The 16,664-nt window shown below is 43.3% G+C and carries 14 protein-coding genes; 12 read left to right on the forward strand and 2 right to left on the reverse strand.

What is annotated here, in order from left to right:
* Positions 1-75: 75 nt before the first annotated feature.
* Both cydD and cydC read left to right on the forward strand, forming a co-directional pair.
* Positions 76-1,803 carry a thiol reductant ABC exporter subunit CydD gene (cydD, locus tag JOC27_RS00760; protein ID WP_205005136.1) on the forward strand — a complete coding sequence of 576 codons (1,728 nt, stop codon included), beginning with the start codon at positions 76-78 and terminating at the stop codon, positions 1,801-1,803.
* Complete coding sequence (gene cydC / locus JOC27_RS00765) at positions 1,803-3,548, forward strand: thiol reductant ABC exporter subunit CydC (RefSeq protein WP_205005072.1); 1,746 nt, start codon at positions 1,803-1,805, stop codon at positions 3,546-3,548. The genes cydD and cydC overlap by 1 nt, the downstream gene beginning before the upstream one ends.
* A 155-nt stretch (positions 3,549-3,703) precedes the next feature.
* Here the strand turns inward: cydC and JOC27_RS00770 are convergent, their stop codons facing one another.
* On the reverse strand, positions 3,704-5,014 hold the full coding sequence (locus JOC27_RS00770) for a hemolysin family protein (RefSeq protein WP_205005073.1): 1,311 nt from the start codon (positions 5,012-5,014) through the stop codon (positions 3,704-3,706).
* A 447-nt stretch (positions 5,015-5,461) separates the two neighbouring features.
* Positions 5,462-5,641 carry a YjcZ family sporulation protein gene (locus JOC27_RS00775; RefSeq protein WP_205005074.1) on the reverse strand — a complete coding sequence of 60 codons (180 nt, stop codon included), beginning with the start codon at positions 5,639-5,641 and terminating at the stop codon, positions 5,462-5,464.
* 205 nt (positions 5,642-5,846) lie between these two features.
* Between JOC27_RS00775 and JOC27_RS00780 the strand changes: the two genes are divergently transcribed.
* From JOC27_RS00780 to JOC27_RS00825, 10 genes are all read left to right on the forward strand, one after another.
* Positions 5,847-6,491 carry a hypothetical protein gene (locus tag JOC27_RS00780; protein ID WP_205005075.1) on the forward strand — a complete coding sequence of 215 codons (645 nt, stop codon included), beginning with the start codon at positions 5,847-5,849 and terminating at the stop codon, positions 6,489-6,491.
* A gap of 260 nt (positions 6,492-6,751) precedes the next feature.
* Positions 6,752-7,408, forward strand: coding sequence for an HlyD family secretion protein (locus JOC27_RS00785; protein WP_205005076.1), 657 nt, complete (start codon positions 6,752-6,754; stop codon positions 7,406-7,408).
* A gap of 23 nt (positions 7,409-7,431) precedes the next feature.
* Positions 7,432-9,246, forward strand: coding sequence for a DHA2 family efflux MFS transporter permease subunit (locus JOC27_RS00790; RefSeq protein WP_205005077.1), 1,815 nt, complete (start codon positions 7,432-7,434; stop codon positions 9,244-9,246).
* 69 nt (positions 9,247-9,315) lie between these two features.
* Positions 9,316-9,753, forward strand: coding sequence for a MarR family winged helix-turn-helix transcriptional regulator (locus JOC27_RS00795; protein ID WP_205005078.1), 438 nt, complete (start codon positions 9,316-9,318; stop codon positions 9,751-9,753).
* Positions 9,754-10,241: 488 nt separating this feature from the next.
* Positions 10,242-11,114 (forward strand): UTP--glucose-1-phosphate uridylyltransferase GalU, encoded by an 873-nt coding sequence (galU, locus tag JOC27_RS00800; RefSeq protein ID WP_205005079.1) that lies wholly within the window; start codon positions 10,242-10,244, stop codon positions 11,112-11,114.
* A gap of 134 nt (positions 11,115-11,248) precedes the next feature.
* A complete protein-coding gene (locus tag JOC27_RS00805; protein WP_205005080.1) occupies positions 11,249-11,671 on the forward strand; it encodes a GtrA family protein in 423 nt (140 codons plus the stop codon).
* A gap of 228 nt (positions 11,672-11,899) precedes the next feature.
* Positions 11,900-12,295: a glycerol-3-phosphate cytidylyltransferase gene (gene tagD, locus JOC27_RS00810; protein WP_205005081.1), complete on the forward strand. Its 396-nt coding sequence runs from the start codon at positions 11,900-11,902 to the stop codon at positions 12,293-12,295.
* Positions 12,296-12,336: 41 nt separating this feature from the next.
* A complete protein-coding gene (locus tag JOC27_RS00815) occupies positions 12,337-13,443 on the forward strand; it encodes a CDP-glycerol glycerophosphotransferase family protein (protein WP_205005082.1) in 1,107 nt (368 codons plus the stop codon).
* A 107-nt stretch (positions 13,444-13,550) separates the two neighbouring features.
* On the forward strand, positions 13,551-15,830 hold the full coding sequence (locus tag JOC27_RS00820) for a CDP-glycerol glycerophosphotransferase family protein (protein ID WP_205005083.1): 2,280 nt from the start codon (positions 13,551-13,553) through the stop codon (positions 15,828-15,830).
* Between the two features lie 123 nt (positions 15,831-15,953).
* Positions 15,954-16,391, forward strand: coding sequence for a universal stress protein (locus tag JOC27_RS00825; protein ID WP_205005137.1), 438 nt, complete (start codon positions 15,954-15,956; stop codon positions 16,389-16,391).
* The last annotated feature ends 273 nt before the right edge of the window (positions 16,392-16,664 follow it).

Here is a 16,664-nt window from a genome sequence, read left to right on the forward strand (position 1 = left end):
TTGCATGTGATTGAAGAAGGGATGTGAATGCTTGGCACGCAAGAAAAATTTGCGTTTTTTAGCCAAGCTAGTTCTATGGATCGCAAAATTTTATCTTATCGGGGTGCCAAGCGCGTATTTACGCTCATTGCCTGCCTGACTTTATTGCAAGGTCTGTGCCTGATTGTCCAGGCTATTTTCCTCGCGGAAGTGGTTACTCATCTATTTGATGGAAAGTCTGTACAGGATGAAGTCAGGCAAATGCTCCTTTTCTTCAGTGCATTCGCAGGAAGGTACTTCTGTGTCTTTCTTATCCAAACAATTTCTGAGCGGTTCGCTGAGCGGACCAGTTCAGATTTAAGCAGTCATTTTCTGGCCAAGCTTTTTAAGCTTGGCCCTAAATTTGCGGCTAATGAAGGAACCGGTAACCTCGTGACACTCGTTATGGAGGGGGTCGGGCAGGCTCGCCAGTATTTGCAATTATTTCCACCAAAAATGGTGTCAAATGTTGTTTTGCCAGTGATGATATTATGCTATGTTTTTACGCTTGATCGCTTGTCGGCGGTCATCTTGGCCGTTGCCATGCCAGTATTAATTGTGTTTATGGTCCTGCTTGGACTCGCGGCGCAAAAAAAGATGAACGATCGATGGACTTCATACCGCGTGTTGTCGAATCATTTTATTGATTCGCTGCGTGGTCTTTCAACCCTTCGTTATCTTGGACTGAGTCGCCATCATGCCGAATCGATTCGCCGTGTCAGCGATAAATATCGAAAAATGACCATGCGGACGCTGAGTTTAGCATTTATGTCTTCATTTGCTCTCGATTTTTTCAGTATGTTGTCGATTGCTTTTGTGGCTGTGGCGCTTGGGCTGCGGTTAATCAATGGACAGATCACCCTATTCCCGGCATTAACCGTATTGATTCTCGCTCCTGAATTTTTTCTTCCGGTTCGTGAACTGGGACAGGATTATCACGCGACGCTTGATGGGAAAGAGGCGGCACATAAACTTCTTGCTTATTCAGATCAGGAAACGGATGACGAGCGTCTGGCGCATCAAAAGGCTTTTCCAGAACAGCGTTGGAATCAAGATTCGTCATTGGAAATCTGCAATTGTACTTATGTCTATCCTTCCGGAACAAGGAGTGCGCTGTCTTCGATTCAGGTGGAAGCGCGCGGGTTCACAAAAATCGGGATTGTTGGTGCGAGCGGCGCTGGAAAATCGACGTTGATTGATCTAATCGGTGGTTTTATTTCAGCGGAAAGCGGCATCATACGAGTGAATAATCAGCAAACAGTACTGAATCATGAGGACTGGCGCAAGCAGATTACCTATATTCCACAACATCCGTATCTGTTCAGTGGTTCGCTCAAGGATAATATCACCTTCTATTCGCCGGAGTCGACGGATGAAGAAGTGATGCAGGCTATAGAAAAAGCAGGCCTCCATGCACTCGTCAGTAAAATGAATCATGGGCTTGAGGAAAGGATTGGCGCCGGCGGACGACAGTTGAGTGGCGGTCAAGAGCAGCGAATCGCTTTGGCACGAGCTTATTTGTGCAATCGCCCCATTCTCCTGCTTGATGAACCAACGGCACATTTGGATATTGAAACGGAATATGAATTGAAAGAAACGATGATCCAATTATTTAAAGGAAAATTAGTTTTCTTGGCAACGCATCGGCTCCATTGGATGGATCAGATGGACGAGATGATTGTGATGGCGAACGGTAAAATTACCGAATACGGGACGCCGACAGAATTAGTACGAAAAAATGGTTTTTATGCGACGCTTGTTCGCACACAATTGGAGGGCCTCTGATGAGAACGTGGATTGTCCCCTATATGATGAAACATTGGCGACGACTGAGCTTATCTGTTTTTGTCAGTTTGCTTGGCGCACTTTGCGCGGCAGGTCTGCTCTTTACATCCGGGTATTTAATTTCAAAGGCGGCCTTGCGTCCGGAAAATATTCTGATGATCTATGTGCCGATTGTTGGTGTCCGTACATTTGGTATTTTCCGAGCAGTTTTTCAGTACACAGCGCGACTCACGAGCCATGATACCATATTGCGCATTTTATCTGAGATGCGCACAAGACTCTATAATAAACTGGAACCAGTGGCACTTTTCCATCGATCGTATTATCAGGCAGGCGATGTACTCGCGATCCTCTCAGACGACATGGAACACTTGCAAGATATTTATTTACGAACAGCACTTCCAGGTGCCACAGCTGTGATCGTCTATGGATTCTGGATCGCAGTCGTCGGTAGTCTGGATGGTATTTTTGCGTTGTTGATCGGTCTTTATTTATTGCTACTGCTTGTTTTTTTTCCGCTGTTTTCGTTGCTCTGGTCCCGGCATAAACGCAAAAGTTTACTGAAGCATAGGCATCAACTCTATGAGAAAATGACAGATGCGGTATTAGGCATTGGGGACTGGATACTTTCGGGTAGACAGCAAGCCTTTCTCGCTGCCCATGATCAGTTGGAGAAACAAGCGACACAGGAAAATCGTCGGCTTGAAGATTTCCGTCGGCTGCGCGATTTACTCAGTCAATTACTGATCGGTGGCGCTGTTTTGATCATCCTTTATTGGACAGGTGGAATGGCTGCAGACGGACACATCAGCCGCACCTTGATTGCGGCGTTTGTACTTGTTATTTTCTCAATTAGCGAGACATTGATTCCCGTTTCTGAGGCTGTTGAACGTCTCCCACAATACAATGAAGCATTCCAACGGCTCAATACAATTGCGGGGAAGGAACCCAAATATTCGATAAATGAAAGTAGCATCCAACCGAAACTAGACGAACGATCAGTAACTATTTGTGCCGATAACCTATTTTATCGCTATAGCGAAAATGAAGATTGGGCTGTTGAAAATATTTCGTTAAGCATTCACCAGGGCGAGCGTGTGGCACTGATCGGGAGGAGCGGCGCTGGAAAATCGACATTAACGCATTTGATTTATGGGGCGCTTAAGCCGCAGCATGGTACAATAACGCTGAACGGGATACCGTGTGAGCATTTTGGTCATCGGATGAGTCGCAGAATTTCTGTCTTGAATCAGAACCCGCATTTGTTCGATACGTCAGTGCTGAATAATATCAAACTTGGGAACGAACAGGCAAGCTTTGAAGCGATCGTTCAAGCGACCAAGTGGGTGCGACTTCATGAGAAAATTGAGCGTCTTCCGAACGGGTATCAAACGCAGATGCATGAAGCTGGTTCAATTTTTTCTGGCGGGGAACAGGAACGCCTGGCACTGGCCCGTATCCTGTTGCAGGATAACCCAATTGTTATTCTTGATGAACCGACTGTGGGTCTTGATCCGATAACCGAAAAAGAGCTTTTGCAGACAATTTTTGAAACACTTGAAGGAAAAACGTTGCTTTGGATAACGCACCACCTGACAGGTACTGAAAAAATGAATCAAATCATATTTATGGAAGATGGAAGATTTGAAATGCACGGCACCCACCAACAGCTTCTTGACCGTTATCCGCGTTACAGAAGGCTTTATCAGCTGGATGTGCCGGAGCACCTGCGCCGACAACTTTAACTTTGAAATATTAATTAGGAAAATTTGGTTGTGCTAAGCTTTCTTGACGATTGCGTAGCCTCTAAACTTATAAATTATTAAGCGCAAAAAAACACGGAGTCTAGTTCACGACGCCGTGTTTTTTTATGCTGGTTTTCAAATATCCGTTTTGCTTTTCACTTCGCGGATTCTTGAGCGGCAACTATTTTTTTGACTTTGATATTGAGAATATGATGGGCATCCATCCGTATCACTTCAAATGTGACATGATCATATTGGAGAATGGAACCTTCACGAATATTCGGATCTTCCGCCAACATCCACCCGCCGATGGTATCAATACCCTCTTCTTCGATATCGATTTGAAAGATTTGATTGATTCGTGCAATCAACAGTTTTCCGCTAACAAGTGCTTGATTTTTGTCAATTGTTTTAATTAACGGTTCTTCTGCCTCATCAAATTCATCGCGAATCTCGCCGACGATTTCTTCAAGAATGTCTTCAACGGTAACCAGTCCACTTGTACCGCCATATTCATCGGTGAGAACAGCCATATGAATACTTTCTTTTTGCATTTTTTCGAGTAAAACACGAACGGGTGTTGTTTCAATCACCGATAGGATAGGCCGAATGTAATCGTTCAGCGTATGCAAATTCTTATCCAGAATATCCGTGAAAATATCCTTAATATTAATAATGCCAATCACATGGTCTTTGTCTTCTTTAGCGACAGGAAAACGCGTGAATTTCTCATTGCGAATCACCTGGAGTGTCTCATCCAACGGATCTTCTTCATAGATACAAACCATTTCCGTTCGCGGGACCATCACTTCTCTCGCCGTGCGATCATCAAAATCAAAAATTCGGTTCATATAGCGCAATTCACCCTGGGTGATTTCACCGCTCTTGAAGCTGTCGGATAAGGTCAGCCGCAATTCGCCTTCCGTTAAAGCCTGATCGTGCTCAGCATCCGGTTGTATTCCGACAAGACGCATCACGAGATTAGATAATGTGTTTAGCAGCCAGATAAAAGGGAAGAACAAACGATGTGTCCAGATTAACGGATAAGCTAAGGCAAGGGAAATCTGCTCAGCCTTTTGAATCGCAATGCCTTTTGGTGCCAATTCACCGAGCACAACGCTTAAAATCGTGACAATTAAAAAGGAAACAACAGTCGCAACGGTTGCCGCAAGCGCTCCTTGCAAGCCGATACTGTCTAATAACGGGTGCAACAGATGAGAGACTGTCGGTTCGCCGATCCATCCGAGCAGTAGCGCGGTTACCGAAATTCCGAGCTGAGTGGTGGAAAGGTACGCGTTCAAATCGGTGACAATTTTTTTTGTTGCGCCGGCTCGACGGTTTCCTTGTTTAATGAGTTCATCCAAACGTGTGGAACGGATCTTTACGATCGCAAATTCTTCCGCTACAAAGAAGGCGGTAAAAATAATTAAAAGGATAATTGTTAAAACACCAAGAGATTCCTGCAAATGATTCCTGCGCTTTTTTGAAAAAGCAGCAGGTGTCACCTCCGAATTAGATTTGTGAATCTAATTAAATTATACAATAGACGCACGACTTCATGAACAAAAAGCCTCCAAAATGCGAAGAAGTTTCCAAAGAAGATGCAGAATACCCTGTTATATTGATGATGCCCAGTTCGCGTCGATTCATTGCATGAATCAATGGGCGTTTTGTATCGTGAGTCTGTCGAAAAGTTTGGGTCGGTTAAGCAGTATTGATGGACTCTAGTGAACTTCTTTAGAAAGAAACCAATAGAGATTCAAACGACGGCTTGTCCTTTCTGAAGTGTTTCCCGTGCTATCCGTAATTGACGTCAGGAAACAGAGCGACGAATCATTGACTCCATAGAAAAGGATGCCCAAAGGCCGAAAAATCGACTTTTGAAGCATCCTCTCTTCGTGTTCAAAGACAGTTTAGCAAACGAAGGCAGCGCCAACGATGATTAACAGGATGAACAGTACAACGATTAACGCAAAACCGCTGCCGCAGGAAATACCGCCGACAGGATACGAAGGGAAGCCGCATCCACAGCCGTCACCTACACCACCGTAAGCCATATTGGACGGATATCCGCCGAAACCCATATTGCCCATTCAAGTCACTCCTTTATCACGAGATATGATATTCTATGATGGGCACGGGCAATTGGCGATGATAAATCGCCTAGTTCTGTATAGATGTGCGAATGCCCAATTTTCTTCCTCGTTTTGTGATAAGATATCCTTTCGTGAGCTCTTGACAATACTGAAGTAATCCGTCACTGTTGAAAACAGAACGATCAGATTGGGGTAATGAACGATGGGTAAAATGGATGAACCGATCATTGTGGTCAAAAGGGCGGCGCTTTTTGGTGCTGATCAAAAGCTTACTTTTCAAGGAACACTTCAAGCTGTCGAGAAGGTTCAGATAATTGAACAAAATCTTGCTAGTTCCTGGCAAGTGATGCGGCGCGGAGACGCTGAGGAGAATCCAGCGTATAAACAACCAATTACGTATGCAATAATCCAGAGAGGAAATCATTTTTTTTCCTATAAACGACTTGGCGGCGGCGCAGAATCACGCCTGCATGGGAAACTCTCGATCGGTGTTGGCGGCCATATGAATGCGGTCGATGAAGCTTCTGATTTTCAGCAGATTCTGGAGAACAACCTGAAGCGTGAGATTTCAGAAGAATTATTGATTGAACAATCTGGAGAAAAGCTGAGTACGCGCACGGTCGGTTATATCAACGACGATAAAACAGAAGTTGGTCGTGTGCATATCGGTATTCTCGTTTTGATTCAGCTACCACAGCAGGCGACGGTCACGGTAAAAGAAAAAGATAAGTTGGAAGGCCAGTGGCTGACTCTTTCTGAATTGAAATCAGAATCAGTTTTTACGCACTTGGAGAGCTGGTCGGCGTACGCGGCAGAGACGCTTCATGAAGCAGAACTAAATCGGTAATATTCTATAGACCAAGCAGCGATCAAATAGACCGCTGTTTTTTTTTTTTTTAGAAAGTATAAAGATTTTTGCACAAAAATGCAGCGAGCAACCGAAGCGCGCTTTTGCTACGAAAGAGGACTCGGATCATCCAATTTTTTTTTACTTTTTTATTGTGATTGATTAAAAAAAATGCTATATTACTCTTTGCACAAAAAAAGTTAATAAAGTTAACTATTAACAAGGTTATCTATTTTACAGAATGGAAGGGGAAACTAGGAATGAGTAATTTTACTCGTCTTCTTATTATTAACATTATCGTCATTATCGTTCTTATTTGCGGCGGCGCGGTTGGCTACTATTACTACGATCAGGCAGCAAATTATGTTCGAACGGATAACGCTGCAGTCAGCGGTCAAGCAATTTCGATTGTAGCGCCGACCTCAGGCAAATTGATTTCATGGTCCGGCAATACGGGGAAAACATTTGATCAGAACCAGGTGATTGGGAAAATTTCAGGAATGGGCGCAGTTGGCAAACCGGTTCAGACTGAGGTCAAGATGCCAGAGAAAGCAACAATCGCCGAAAACAGTGCCGTGAAAAACACATTTATTGCAGCGGGCACACAACTTGCAGAAGCTTTTGATTTAAAGGCGCTTTATATCACCGCTAATGTCGATGAAACCAGTATTGATCAGGTGAAAGTCGGACAAAAAGTTGATGTTTCTATCGATGCGTTCAAAGGGACGAAATTCACCGGAAAAGTGACACAAATTGGAACGGCAACTGCGGGAACATTTTCCTTGATTGCCAATTCAAACAGCAATGGTAATTATACAAAAGTAACTCAAGTTGTGCCGGTTAAGATTGAACTTGACGGTTTCAAAGGCGAAAAACTGCTTCCGGGCATGAACGCTACCGTTAAAATTCATATTTAAAATAAGACGGAAGGAGGGATTTGATGACACCGTTCCTTTCCATTTATGGCGGTTGCGCGCTTGTCGCGCTGGTTTTGTTTAATTGGCTATTGCTGCACAGAAGATGGCGCCGAAAAGCCGGATTGACTGATTCACAGGCACGGGCCAAACGGGCATTTAAAACGATCAGCCGAAGAGAAACACCTGAAGAAACAACAATTCGTTCACAACGGATGCAGAAATTATCGGAAACAACGATCGAACCCAATAGAAGGACTAGCCCTGAAAAGGCGGCAATGGCACCAACTGGCGCAAATGTCACGAGTCCAAAAATCAATTTGCTATCTGTGATGCTTGTGCTATTGCTCGGTGCATTTATAGCTTTGCTTAATCAGACATTGATGAATGTGGCTTTGCCGAAAATGATGACGGCTTTTAATATTTCAACGAGTACTGCTCAGTGGATTACAACCGGGTATATGCTCGTCAATGGTGTGCTGATTCCTGTAACAGCCTTTTTAATGGAGACGTTCACCACGCGTCGTCTATTCCTGTCAGCAATGGGTTTGTTTACGGCAGGGACATTGATTTGTGCAATTGCGCCTGGATTTACGTTTTTAATGATTGGTCGCGTTGTTCAAGCGTCAGGTGCCGGCATTATTATGCCGTTGATGACCAATGTTTTTCTAACTGTTTTCCCACCTGAAAAACGCGGTGGGGCAATGGGTATGATGGGTTTGGCGATGATTTTCGCGCCAGCGATTGGTCCGACGCTTTCTGGCTATATTGTCGAACACTTTACTTGGCGTCTCTTGTTCTGGGTTGTTTTTCCACTCGGATTGATTGATATTGCACTTGCTTACCGCTATCTGGCTAATGTTGGCAAACGTACTTTTCCGAAGTTGGATGTTCTTGGCTTGATTCTTTCGACGACTGGCTTTGGCGGGTTGCTCTATGCCTTCAGCGAAGCTGGCAATAAAGGCTGGGACAGCCTATCCGTTAAACTTACGCTTATCATCGGCATTATTTCATTAATACTGTTTGTGTGGCGGGAACTAGTTATCGAGAATCCGATACTGGATTTAAAGGTGTTTCGCTACAAAATATTTACACTTACGACAATTATTAATATATTTATCACAATGGCAATGTTTGCAGCGATGATTCTTCTGCCTATTTACTTGCAGAATATCCGCAGCTTTACACCGTTGCAATCCGGATTGCTGCTTCTTCCGGGTGCATTGTTGATGGGTGTGATGTCGCCAATCACCGGAATCTTATTTGATCGAATCGGTTCGCGTCCACTTGCGATTATCGGCCTTTTAATCACAGTTCTGACAACGTGGCAATTTGCATTACTGACGGATGCGACGTCTTTTGGTCACATCATGTTTCTTTACACAGCCCGTATGTTTGGTATGTCATTGTTGATGATGCCGATAATGACAGAGGGGCTGAATAATTTGCCACGTACGCTCAATAGTCATGGGACGGCTATGTCGAATACGATGCGCCAAGTGGCTGGCTCGCTTGGCACAGCTTTTCTGGTTACGGTGATGACGAATCGGACTACCTATCATATGAGTGAATTTGCGAACCATGTGACGCTAAGTAACACGCCGCTTGACCACCAAGTCGGTATGGCCAGTTTCGCACTGGCCAATTCACAGCATCTCTCAATCAGCGCAGGACAAGGCTTGATGCGCCAACTTCTAAATGGGAAAATGGGGCAGCTCGCTACAATTCAAGGGATAAATGATGCGTTTGTTGTGGCCACTGGCCTGACAATTGTCGCCTTGATTCTTTCATTTTTTATTAAGCGTTCAACACCATCTAAGAAAAAACAAACGATTCATTGAGCTGAGCCGGTCGTTCCTTCTAATCGTTTCTACGGAGGCTAGTCCAGCGCTTGACGAACGTCAAAGGAGATGGGACTCATCGACGAAAAAAAAAGAGAGGCAACGATTGAACAGATTGAGCATGCCTTGGCAATTATGATTCGAAGATTCAAGAAAAGCATCAATGAAAACCACACATCGAACATCACCGCGCATGAGTATGTCTTCCTGTCTTGCCTGTTCAAGAAACAGCAAGAAACCGCTTCGGGTCTGGCGAAACAATTTGAAGTCACGCCTAGCTATGCGACGATTGTTGTCGATAAATTGATTCGGTCTGGTTATGTTCAGCGTCGGCGCTCAACGACGGATCGACGGATTGTAGAATTGACCGTAACAGATAAGGGCGTCAAAACGTACGAAGCGCTTAGCGTTGTCAGAAGGCAGGTTTTACAACAGGTGTTTGGAAAACTAAACGACGATGAATTGATGCAGATGCTTCAACTTGTCGCCAAGTTGTCCGATGAATAATCACTCCGATTAAGATGTCTCAATAGTCGATTGATTCGACCGTGAGGCATTTTTTTTTAGCTATATCTAAATTTATTGTTGTTTTACTGACCAAAAGGCAATGTGTGATGACGCCTTGCGGGAAAAGCGAGCCAAGTGAGACCCTGCAGATTCTCGCTTGGCTGAGGAAACGCGCGACGTCCGCGGCAAACGCGCAACCGAAGCGCAATTGTTGAAAAAGGGCTTGGCAAAGCCAAGGTTTTTCTCAGGTATTTTGTTTCTTGAAAAGTACTGATTATAAGAGCCTGTAACGGATCATTGTCAGATGAATATGCTATAAAAAGATTTTCATTATTTGTTTCCACCGCTGCGAAATGCGCTATACTCACAACAAATTATATGTTCTTTCAGACCAACTTTTTCTATGTGGGTGGCTTGTTCTGATCGCCTGATAAATTGCGTGCTTTTTCAGCGGATAACAATGAGCAATGATTAATCAGGAGGATTTTATGAAACGTGTAAGGAAAGCTATTATTCCAGCAGCCGGTCTCGGTACGCGCTTTCTCCCAGCGACAAAAGCGATGCCGAAAGAAATGCTGCCGATTGTCGACAAGCCAACGATTCAATATATTGTTGAAGAAGCAGTCGCCTCAGGCATTGAGGACATTATCATTGTCACTGGTAAAGGCAAACGAGCGATTGAAGATCATTTTGATCATGCATTCGAACTTGAATCGCATTTATTGAAACAAAGAAAGTATCATCTGCTTGAGCAAGTCCGTCAACCCTCGTCCGTTGCTATTTTTTTTATTCGTCAGAAGGAGCCAAAGGGTTTGGGACATGCCATTTGGTCTGCTCGCCAATTCGTTGGCAATGAACCTTTTGCGGTATTGCTCGGTGATGATATCATTGAGAATGACACCCCTTGTCTCAGGCAAATGATGATGAAATTTGATCAAGTTCAGTCAAGCATCGTCGCTGTTAAAAATGTACCGATTGATAAAACGAACAGATACGGGATTATTGATCCAGAGACGAAGCAGGACAATCTTTATTCCTTAAAGGGTTTGGTTGAAAAGCCAGGCATCGGTGAGGCGCCTTCAACGTTAGCCATAATTGGTCGCTATATTCTGACGCCTGCTGTATTTGATTTTCTTGGTGCCCAGCAAATGGGAAAGGGCGGGGAAATCCAATTGACCGATGCGATTTCCAATTTGCTAACGAAAGAAAAAGTGTATGGTTATTTGTTCAGCGGCAAGCGCTATGATGTTGGTGAGCCACTTGGATTTATCGAATCAAATATTGAAATGGCGCTTTCCCGCGCGGAATGGCGGGACGAATTGGTCCGTTATCTTGATCAACTGCATCAGAAATTGCAGTAACAAAAGGCGGAATCATAATCATTAAAAGATGATTGAGGTCGATGAAGTCAGTTTTTAAAAATACAGGCTGCTGTTTCAAACAGCGGTCTGAAATTGTGGACAGGCTTAAGCTAAAAGAGAAAGGATAGAAGAAAATGAGTGAAAAACAAGAACGATCAGCTCATATTCCAAGCGCCGCATGGCAAAAAATACGTCTGCTCCGCCAGGTGATTATCTTTGGACTGGTCGGCGTGATGAATACAGCTGTCGATTTTTTTACCTTTTTACTGCTCACGCAAGTGTTTTCTATTTACTTTGCCTTTGCTCAGGTGATTTCGTATAGCGCAGGCATGCTCAATAGTTACCTATTCAATTCGAAAATCACTTTTTCCGCTTCAGGAAAATCTAAAACACGTTTGGTGAAATTCATTGTGCTTAATGTAGCCGTATTGCTGCTGACGCTCATTATCATGCATTCACTTTTGTCGCTGCCGCTTATCATCGATAAACTGATTAGCACGTTTGTTGGACTAGTCGTTAACTTTCTATTAAGCAAGTATTGGGTCTTCAAAAGCTGATGCGCTTGTTCGAAAATGAATAGAAGTCATTGTATTTGCAAGCTTCCAGGCTTATAATTACTGAAGTGTTCATTTACGGATTTTCAATTAACGGTTTATCCGAGGGGCGTATAGAAAGAGTGAATTAGTCAGATTTTATTATTGATGCAGTACCTTTGGACAAACATAGAGCATGCACCCTGATCCTGCATGGGTACAGATGCATGAAATTGAGGAGTGAAGTTAAAAATGAAAAAAGTATTGACGTATGGAACTTTTGATCTTCTCCACTACGGACATATCAATATTTTACGTCGCGCCAAAGAATTAGGTGATTATCTAATCGTCGGGCTTTCAACTGATGAATTCAATGCCCTAAAGCATAAGGAAGCCTATCATAGCTATGAGAACAGAAAGTTAATTCTTGAAGCCATCCGTTATGTAGATAAGGTCATTCCGGAAAACGATTGGGATCAGAAAATAAAAGACGTACAGGAGAACGACATTGATATTTTCGTCATGGGTGACGACTGGGAAGGTAAATTTGATTTTCTGAAAGATTATTGCGAAGTCATCTATTTACCGCGAACCGTTGGCATTTCCACAACGAAAATCAAGCATGATTTGTTTTCCGTTAAAAAATGATTAAAGAAGTTCTTATTGCGTGCTATTTGCGTGTTTTCCAAATGGTGTTTTCGATTTGCCGCTTGCTGCCATTAAAAAATAAAATAGTTTTTGTTGCCTCTTTCACAGACAACCCACTTTATGTGTTTCACGCGCTGAGAAAGCAACACGTAGCGGCAGAAATCATTTTTCTCTGCCGTGGTAAAGTGATCGAGGATTTCAGAAAAACAGGCTGTTCGACTTTCCCAATCGAAACTTTTCGGCTGCGTCATCTCTTGCATGCGGCCTATCACTTGGCGACGGGCAAAGTGATTATTGTGGACAACTATTTTGCTTTTTTATCGGTCAGTCATTTTCGGAGAAATGTTACTTGTATTCAGCTTTGGCACGCGGTTGGCGCATTCAAAACGTTCGGTCTCTGCGATCATTCGATTGCCCACCGTACGAAGCGGGCGAGAGAGCGTTTTAAACAGGTGTACAGCCATTTTGATAAAATTATTGTCGGTTCCGACGCCATGGAGCAGATTTTTCACCAATCTTTTGGTCTTGGAACCGATCATTTTATACATACAGGAATCCCGCGGACGGATCTCTTTTTTGATCAGAAGAAAATAGAAAAAATTCGTCAGGAATTTCATAGGCAATATGGTAATAAAATTATTATTCTTTATGCGCCAACCTTCCGTGACAATCAAACAAATTTGAATGCCCTCCCTTTTAACCCGAACGTATTGGAAGAAAAGCTGGGCAATAATTTTGTATTTCTTCTGAAATTTCATCCGCTTGTTTCGCAAAAGGCGTGTTTACCCAGTCATTCTGGATTCATTATCGATTGTTCCGATCAGCCGATTAACACGTTGCTTCTTGGGGTCGATATGTTGATTACCGATTATTCTTCAATTCCTTTTGAATTTGCTTTACTTGATCGGCCAATGATTTTCTTCCCTTATGATATGGAAAACTATAGGGAGACACGTGGATTGACTGAAGACTATCTCGAAACAGTGCCGGGCCCTATTGCCGAAAACGAGGAGCAGCTCGTCGCATGTATTCACCAGGCCGCGCGGAGAGGGAGAGAAGCAGCGCGTTTTTCACAGATCTGGAATAAGTATTCAACAGGCCAATCAAGCCGCCAAGTTGCCCAGTATATCGTGAGCTTGCTCGAATGAGGCGACCACTCCCGAAATCAATCCTTTTTACTGGGATACGAGCAGTCTCCGCTTCGGACTGCTTGTAAAACGGTAAAAGTCATTAAAAAGCTCTGGAGGGCGTAGAAATGAAGGAAAAATTGGAAAAATATTTAAGAAAGTCGATACATGCGCGATTGCTCAAGTTTGACGCGACGCAAGATAGCTGGACTTTTCATTTGACATTTGCGGCGCAAATTGAGCTGAGCTATATACAGAGGACCGAACTCGTCTTCAGCTATCGATATGGCGAGGAGGCGTATCGATTTCCTCTGACTGCTATTCATAGGACTGAGGCAGGCAATTGGCAAGCGGAATCTTCAATTTCTTTAGCGGAACAAAAAGAAATTCTATTCGCCCGTGAATATTGGGATTGTTATCTACGCTTTCCTGCAGATAAGCCCTTTATTGACGCGTTTCTTACAGAAAATGTGGAAATCAGAAAGACATTGGCAGAAGGACTAGCACCGGATCAATCATTAAATGATCCGGAGTTCGCCACCCCTTCAGACTTGAAAATTCGTTTGAAGCGCGAGGCTATGAGCGAGATACAGAAGCTTGATTTGTTTGCAGAATATGATGCGCCGCAGAATCTGATGATGGTCCCGTTTTACACGAAGAAAGACTTTTTCTCTATCCGAGTCGAAACCATTCATGTCATGGCACGGCTAGATTCTGCGGTTATCAGCAAACATTACATGTTAAAGCTCGATGGGTTCATTCTCTTTCCGGTTATCGACAGCCTTGAAAATAAAGACTGTCAGAAGAAGTTACTCTTGCTTGATAGAGAGGAAAATGTGATTAGTGAATGGCGGGCCGAAAACGTTGAGCGAAAGGACTTAACGGAGGAAGCCGCTTCAATCGGTCGCAATTATGATTGGTCTGGTTTTTCTGTTGAAATCGATTTGAAACCGCTCGCTGCTGAATATGGGGCGAAACTTGAAAGCGCGGAAAATTACTATTTCCGGCTTGAATTTGTCCATCCGAAAAACGGTTTGCTCTTTTCCGAGGAACCGGTCCGCGTTCTTTCAAGAAAAAAAATTATTACCGGTCGCCATGTGATCAAAATTAACAAGGTCAAACGGAGCTTGAGTGTCAAGCGCAATCGAAACAATAGTGTTGTCCTTCGAATGGCCCCCTATACAATTGTCAACGCGTTTAAAGGGAAATTTGTACGACTTGGACGGCGGATCAAAAAGAGTCAAACATTTGCTCATCTTTATCATCAAAGTTTCCAAATCATGGCCCATCTTCCAGTCAAAAAAAATCTTGTGCTGTTTGAAAGCTTTTTTGGTCGCCAGTATAGTTGCAATCCACGGGCTATTTATGAGTATATGCGTGATAATTGTCCGGATTATCAGCTTCTTTGGAGTGCCAGTCCGAAGTATACCGAAATTTTCGAAGCGCATGGTGTCCCTTACGTCAAACGCTTCTCGTTAAAGTGGTTGTATCTGATGACTCGTGCCAATTATTGGGTAACCAATGTACGCTTGCCGCTCTGGATGGCAAAACCGGCGCATACGATTTATTTGCAGACGTGGCATGGCACGCCGTTGAAACGGTTGGCGATGGATATGGAAGAAGTCCATATGCCCGGCACTAATGCTGAGAAATACAAAAGTAATTTTCTGGCTGAATCCGCTCGCTGGGATTACCTTATTTCGCCGAATGCTTATTCTTCGGAAATTTTTGCCCGTGCTTTTGGTTTCCATCAGGAGATGCTAGAGACCGGTTATCCACGTAATGACTTTTTATATCAAGCGAATAACGATGAAGCGATAAAAGAAATCAAGCGGCAGTACGGACTGCCGCTTGATAAGAAAGTTATTCTTTACGCGCCGACTTGGCGGGATAATCAATTTTACGGTAGGGGTCGTTATAAGTTTAAACTCGATATGGATTTAGATTATATGCGGCACGAACTCGGTGATCAATACGTCATCATTATGCGCATGCATTACTTGATTGCGAATAATCTTGATCTCTCCGATTATCAGGGCTTTGCTTATGATTTCTCGCATCATGAAGATATCCGTGAGTTGTATTTGATTTCGGATATTCTAATTACAGATTATTCATCCGTATTCTTTGACTATGCAAATTTACGCCGACCGATGATCTTCTTTACCTACGATATTGAAGATTATCGCGACAATCTGCGCGGCTTCTATTTTGATTTTGAAAAGAAAGCGCCTGGTCCGCTTGTTAAAACGACGGGTGAAGTGATTAAGGCCGTTAAAGAGATTGAGCAGTCAGGTTTTGCTATCTCTGACCATTTCGATGCATTCGCTGAGAAATTCTGCTCGCTTGAGAATGGGACCTCTTCGAAAAAAGTGGTGTCCCGTGTCTTTATTAATCCGCCTAAATGAAAATTTGTTCACAAATAAATTCCTTTTTTTAGGAAAATAAAGTGCTTACAATTACTCGAAAAGTGGTATTATAATAAGTGTAAGGAAGAAAATGCTTCATTTTCGAGAGGACTGGTGGTGAGCATGTTGAAAATAGTCGTACCTGTTGACGGATCGGAACCGGCGAACCGCGCGTTGGATCAAGCACTAAATGTTGCTGAAGGAAAAAAGGACGCCGAAGTCACTTTGCTTTATGTAAGTCCGTCACCTGTTTATTTCCCTTATTATTCAATGGTCGGTCCTTCGCTTAATGAGGATGCCAAAGAAGTTGAAGAGCGGGAAGGCAATCAGATGCTCGATGATCTTGTCGCAAAGAGGTCTGCAAAAACGAATGTGAAATTTGTTAAACGGCATTTATATGGTATCGTTGCCCAACAAATTTGTGATTATGCAAATGACACTAAAACAGACTTGATTGTTATGGGTAATCGCGGCATGGGTGCTTTTGGTCAGATGATGCTTGGCAGTGTCAGCAATAAAGTGCTTCATTTAGCGAATTGCCCGGTATTGATTGTAAAATAAAAAAATCAGAATAATTTTGAAGCGCACGCTCTGGATAACAGAGGGTGCGCTTTTTGCTTTTTGTAGTTAAAAAACACAGGATTTTGTTTAGAATATGAAGCAAGGGCGCTTTAGCTCTTTGCGGGAACCGCGTGCCATCGAGCAGCCGCAACGTAATTTTTGTAACTAAGGACTTGCCTAAGAAAATTTTTTCTAATAAGTGAATAATAAATAAGACTTTGCGCAAAAAAATGGAGCGAAGGCGCGAGACGCCTGCATAATGTGAGCCAAGTG

This window comes from Sporolactobacillus spathodeae, from assembly GCF_016908935.1.
GTDB lineage: Bacteria > Bacillota > Bacilli > Bacillales > Sporolactobacillaceae > Sporolactobacillus > Sporolactobacillus spathodeae.

Coding starts and splice junctions, on each gene's coding strand:
- cydD (WP_205005136.1), top strand. CDS start 76: ATGGATCGCAAAATTTTATCTTATCGGGGTGCCAAGCGCGTATTTACG.
- cydC (WP_205005072.1), top strand. CDS start 1,803: ATGAGAACGTGGATTGTCCCCTATATGATGAAACATTGGCGACGACTG.
- JOC27_RS00775 (WP_205005074.1), bottom strand. CDS start 5,641: ATGGGCAATATGGGTTTCGGCGGATATCCGTCCAATATGGCTTACGGT.
- JOC27_RS00780 (WP_205005075.1), top strand. CDS start 5,847: ATGGGTAAAATGGATGAACCGATCATTGTGGTCAAAAGGGCGGCGCTT.
- JOC27_RS00785 (WP_205005076.1), top strand. CDS start 6,752: ATGAGTAATTTTACTCGTCTTCTTATTATTAACATTATCGTCATTATC.
- JOC27_RS00790 (WP_205005077.1), top strand. CDS start 7,432: ATGACACCGTTCCTTTCCATTTATGGCGGTTGCGCGCTTGTCGCGCTG.
- JOC27_RS00795 (WP_205005078.1), top strand. CDS start 9,316: ATGGGACTCATCGACGAAAAAAAAAGAGAGGCAACGATTGAACAGATT.
- galU (WP_205005079.1), top strand. CDS start 10,242: ATGAAACGTGTAAGGAAAGCTATTATTCCAGCAGCCGGTCTCGGTACG.
- JOC27_RS00805 (WP_205005080.1), top strand. CDS start 11,249: ATGAGTGAAAAACAAGAACGATCAGCTCATATTCCAAGCGCCGCATGG.
- tagD (WP_205005081.1), top strand. CDS start 11,900: ATGAAAAAAGTATTGACGTATGGAACTTTTGATCTTCTCCACTACGGA.
- JOC27_RS00815 (WP_205005082.1), top strand. CDS start 12,337: ATGGTGTTTTCGATTTGCCGCTTGCTGCCATTAAAAAATAAAATAGTT.
- JOC27_RS00820 (WP_205005083.1), top strand. CDS start 13,551: ATGAAGGAAAAATTGGAAAAATATTTAAGAAAGTCGATACATGCGCGA.
- JOC27_RS00825 (WP_205005137.1), top strand. CDS start 15,954: ATGTTGAAAATAGTCGTACCTGTTGACGGATCGGAACCGGCGAACCGC.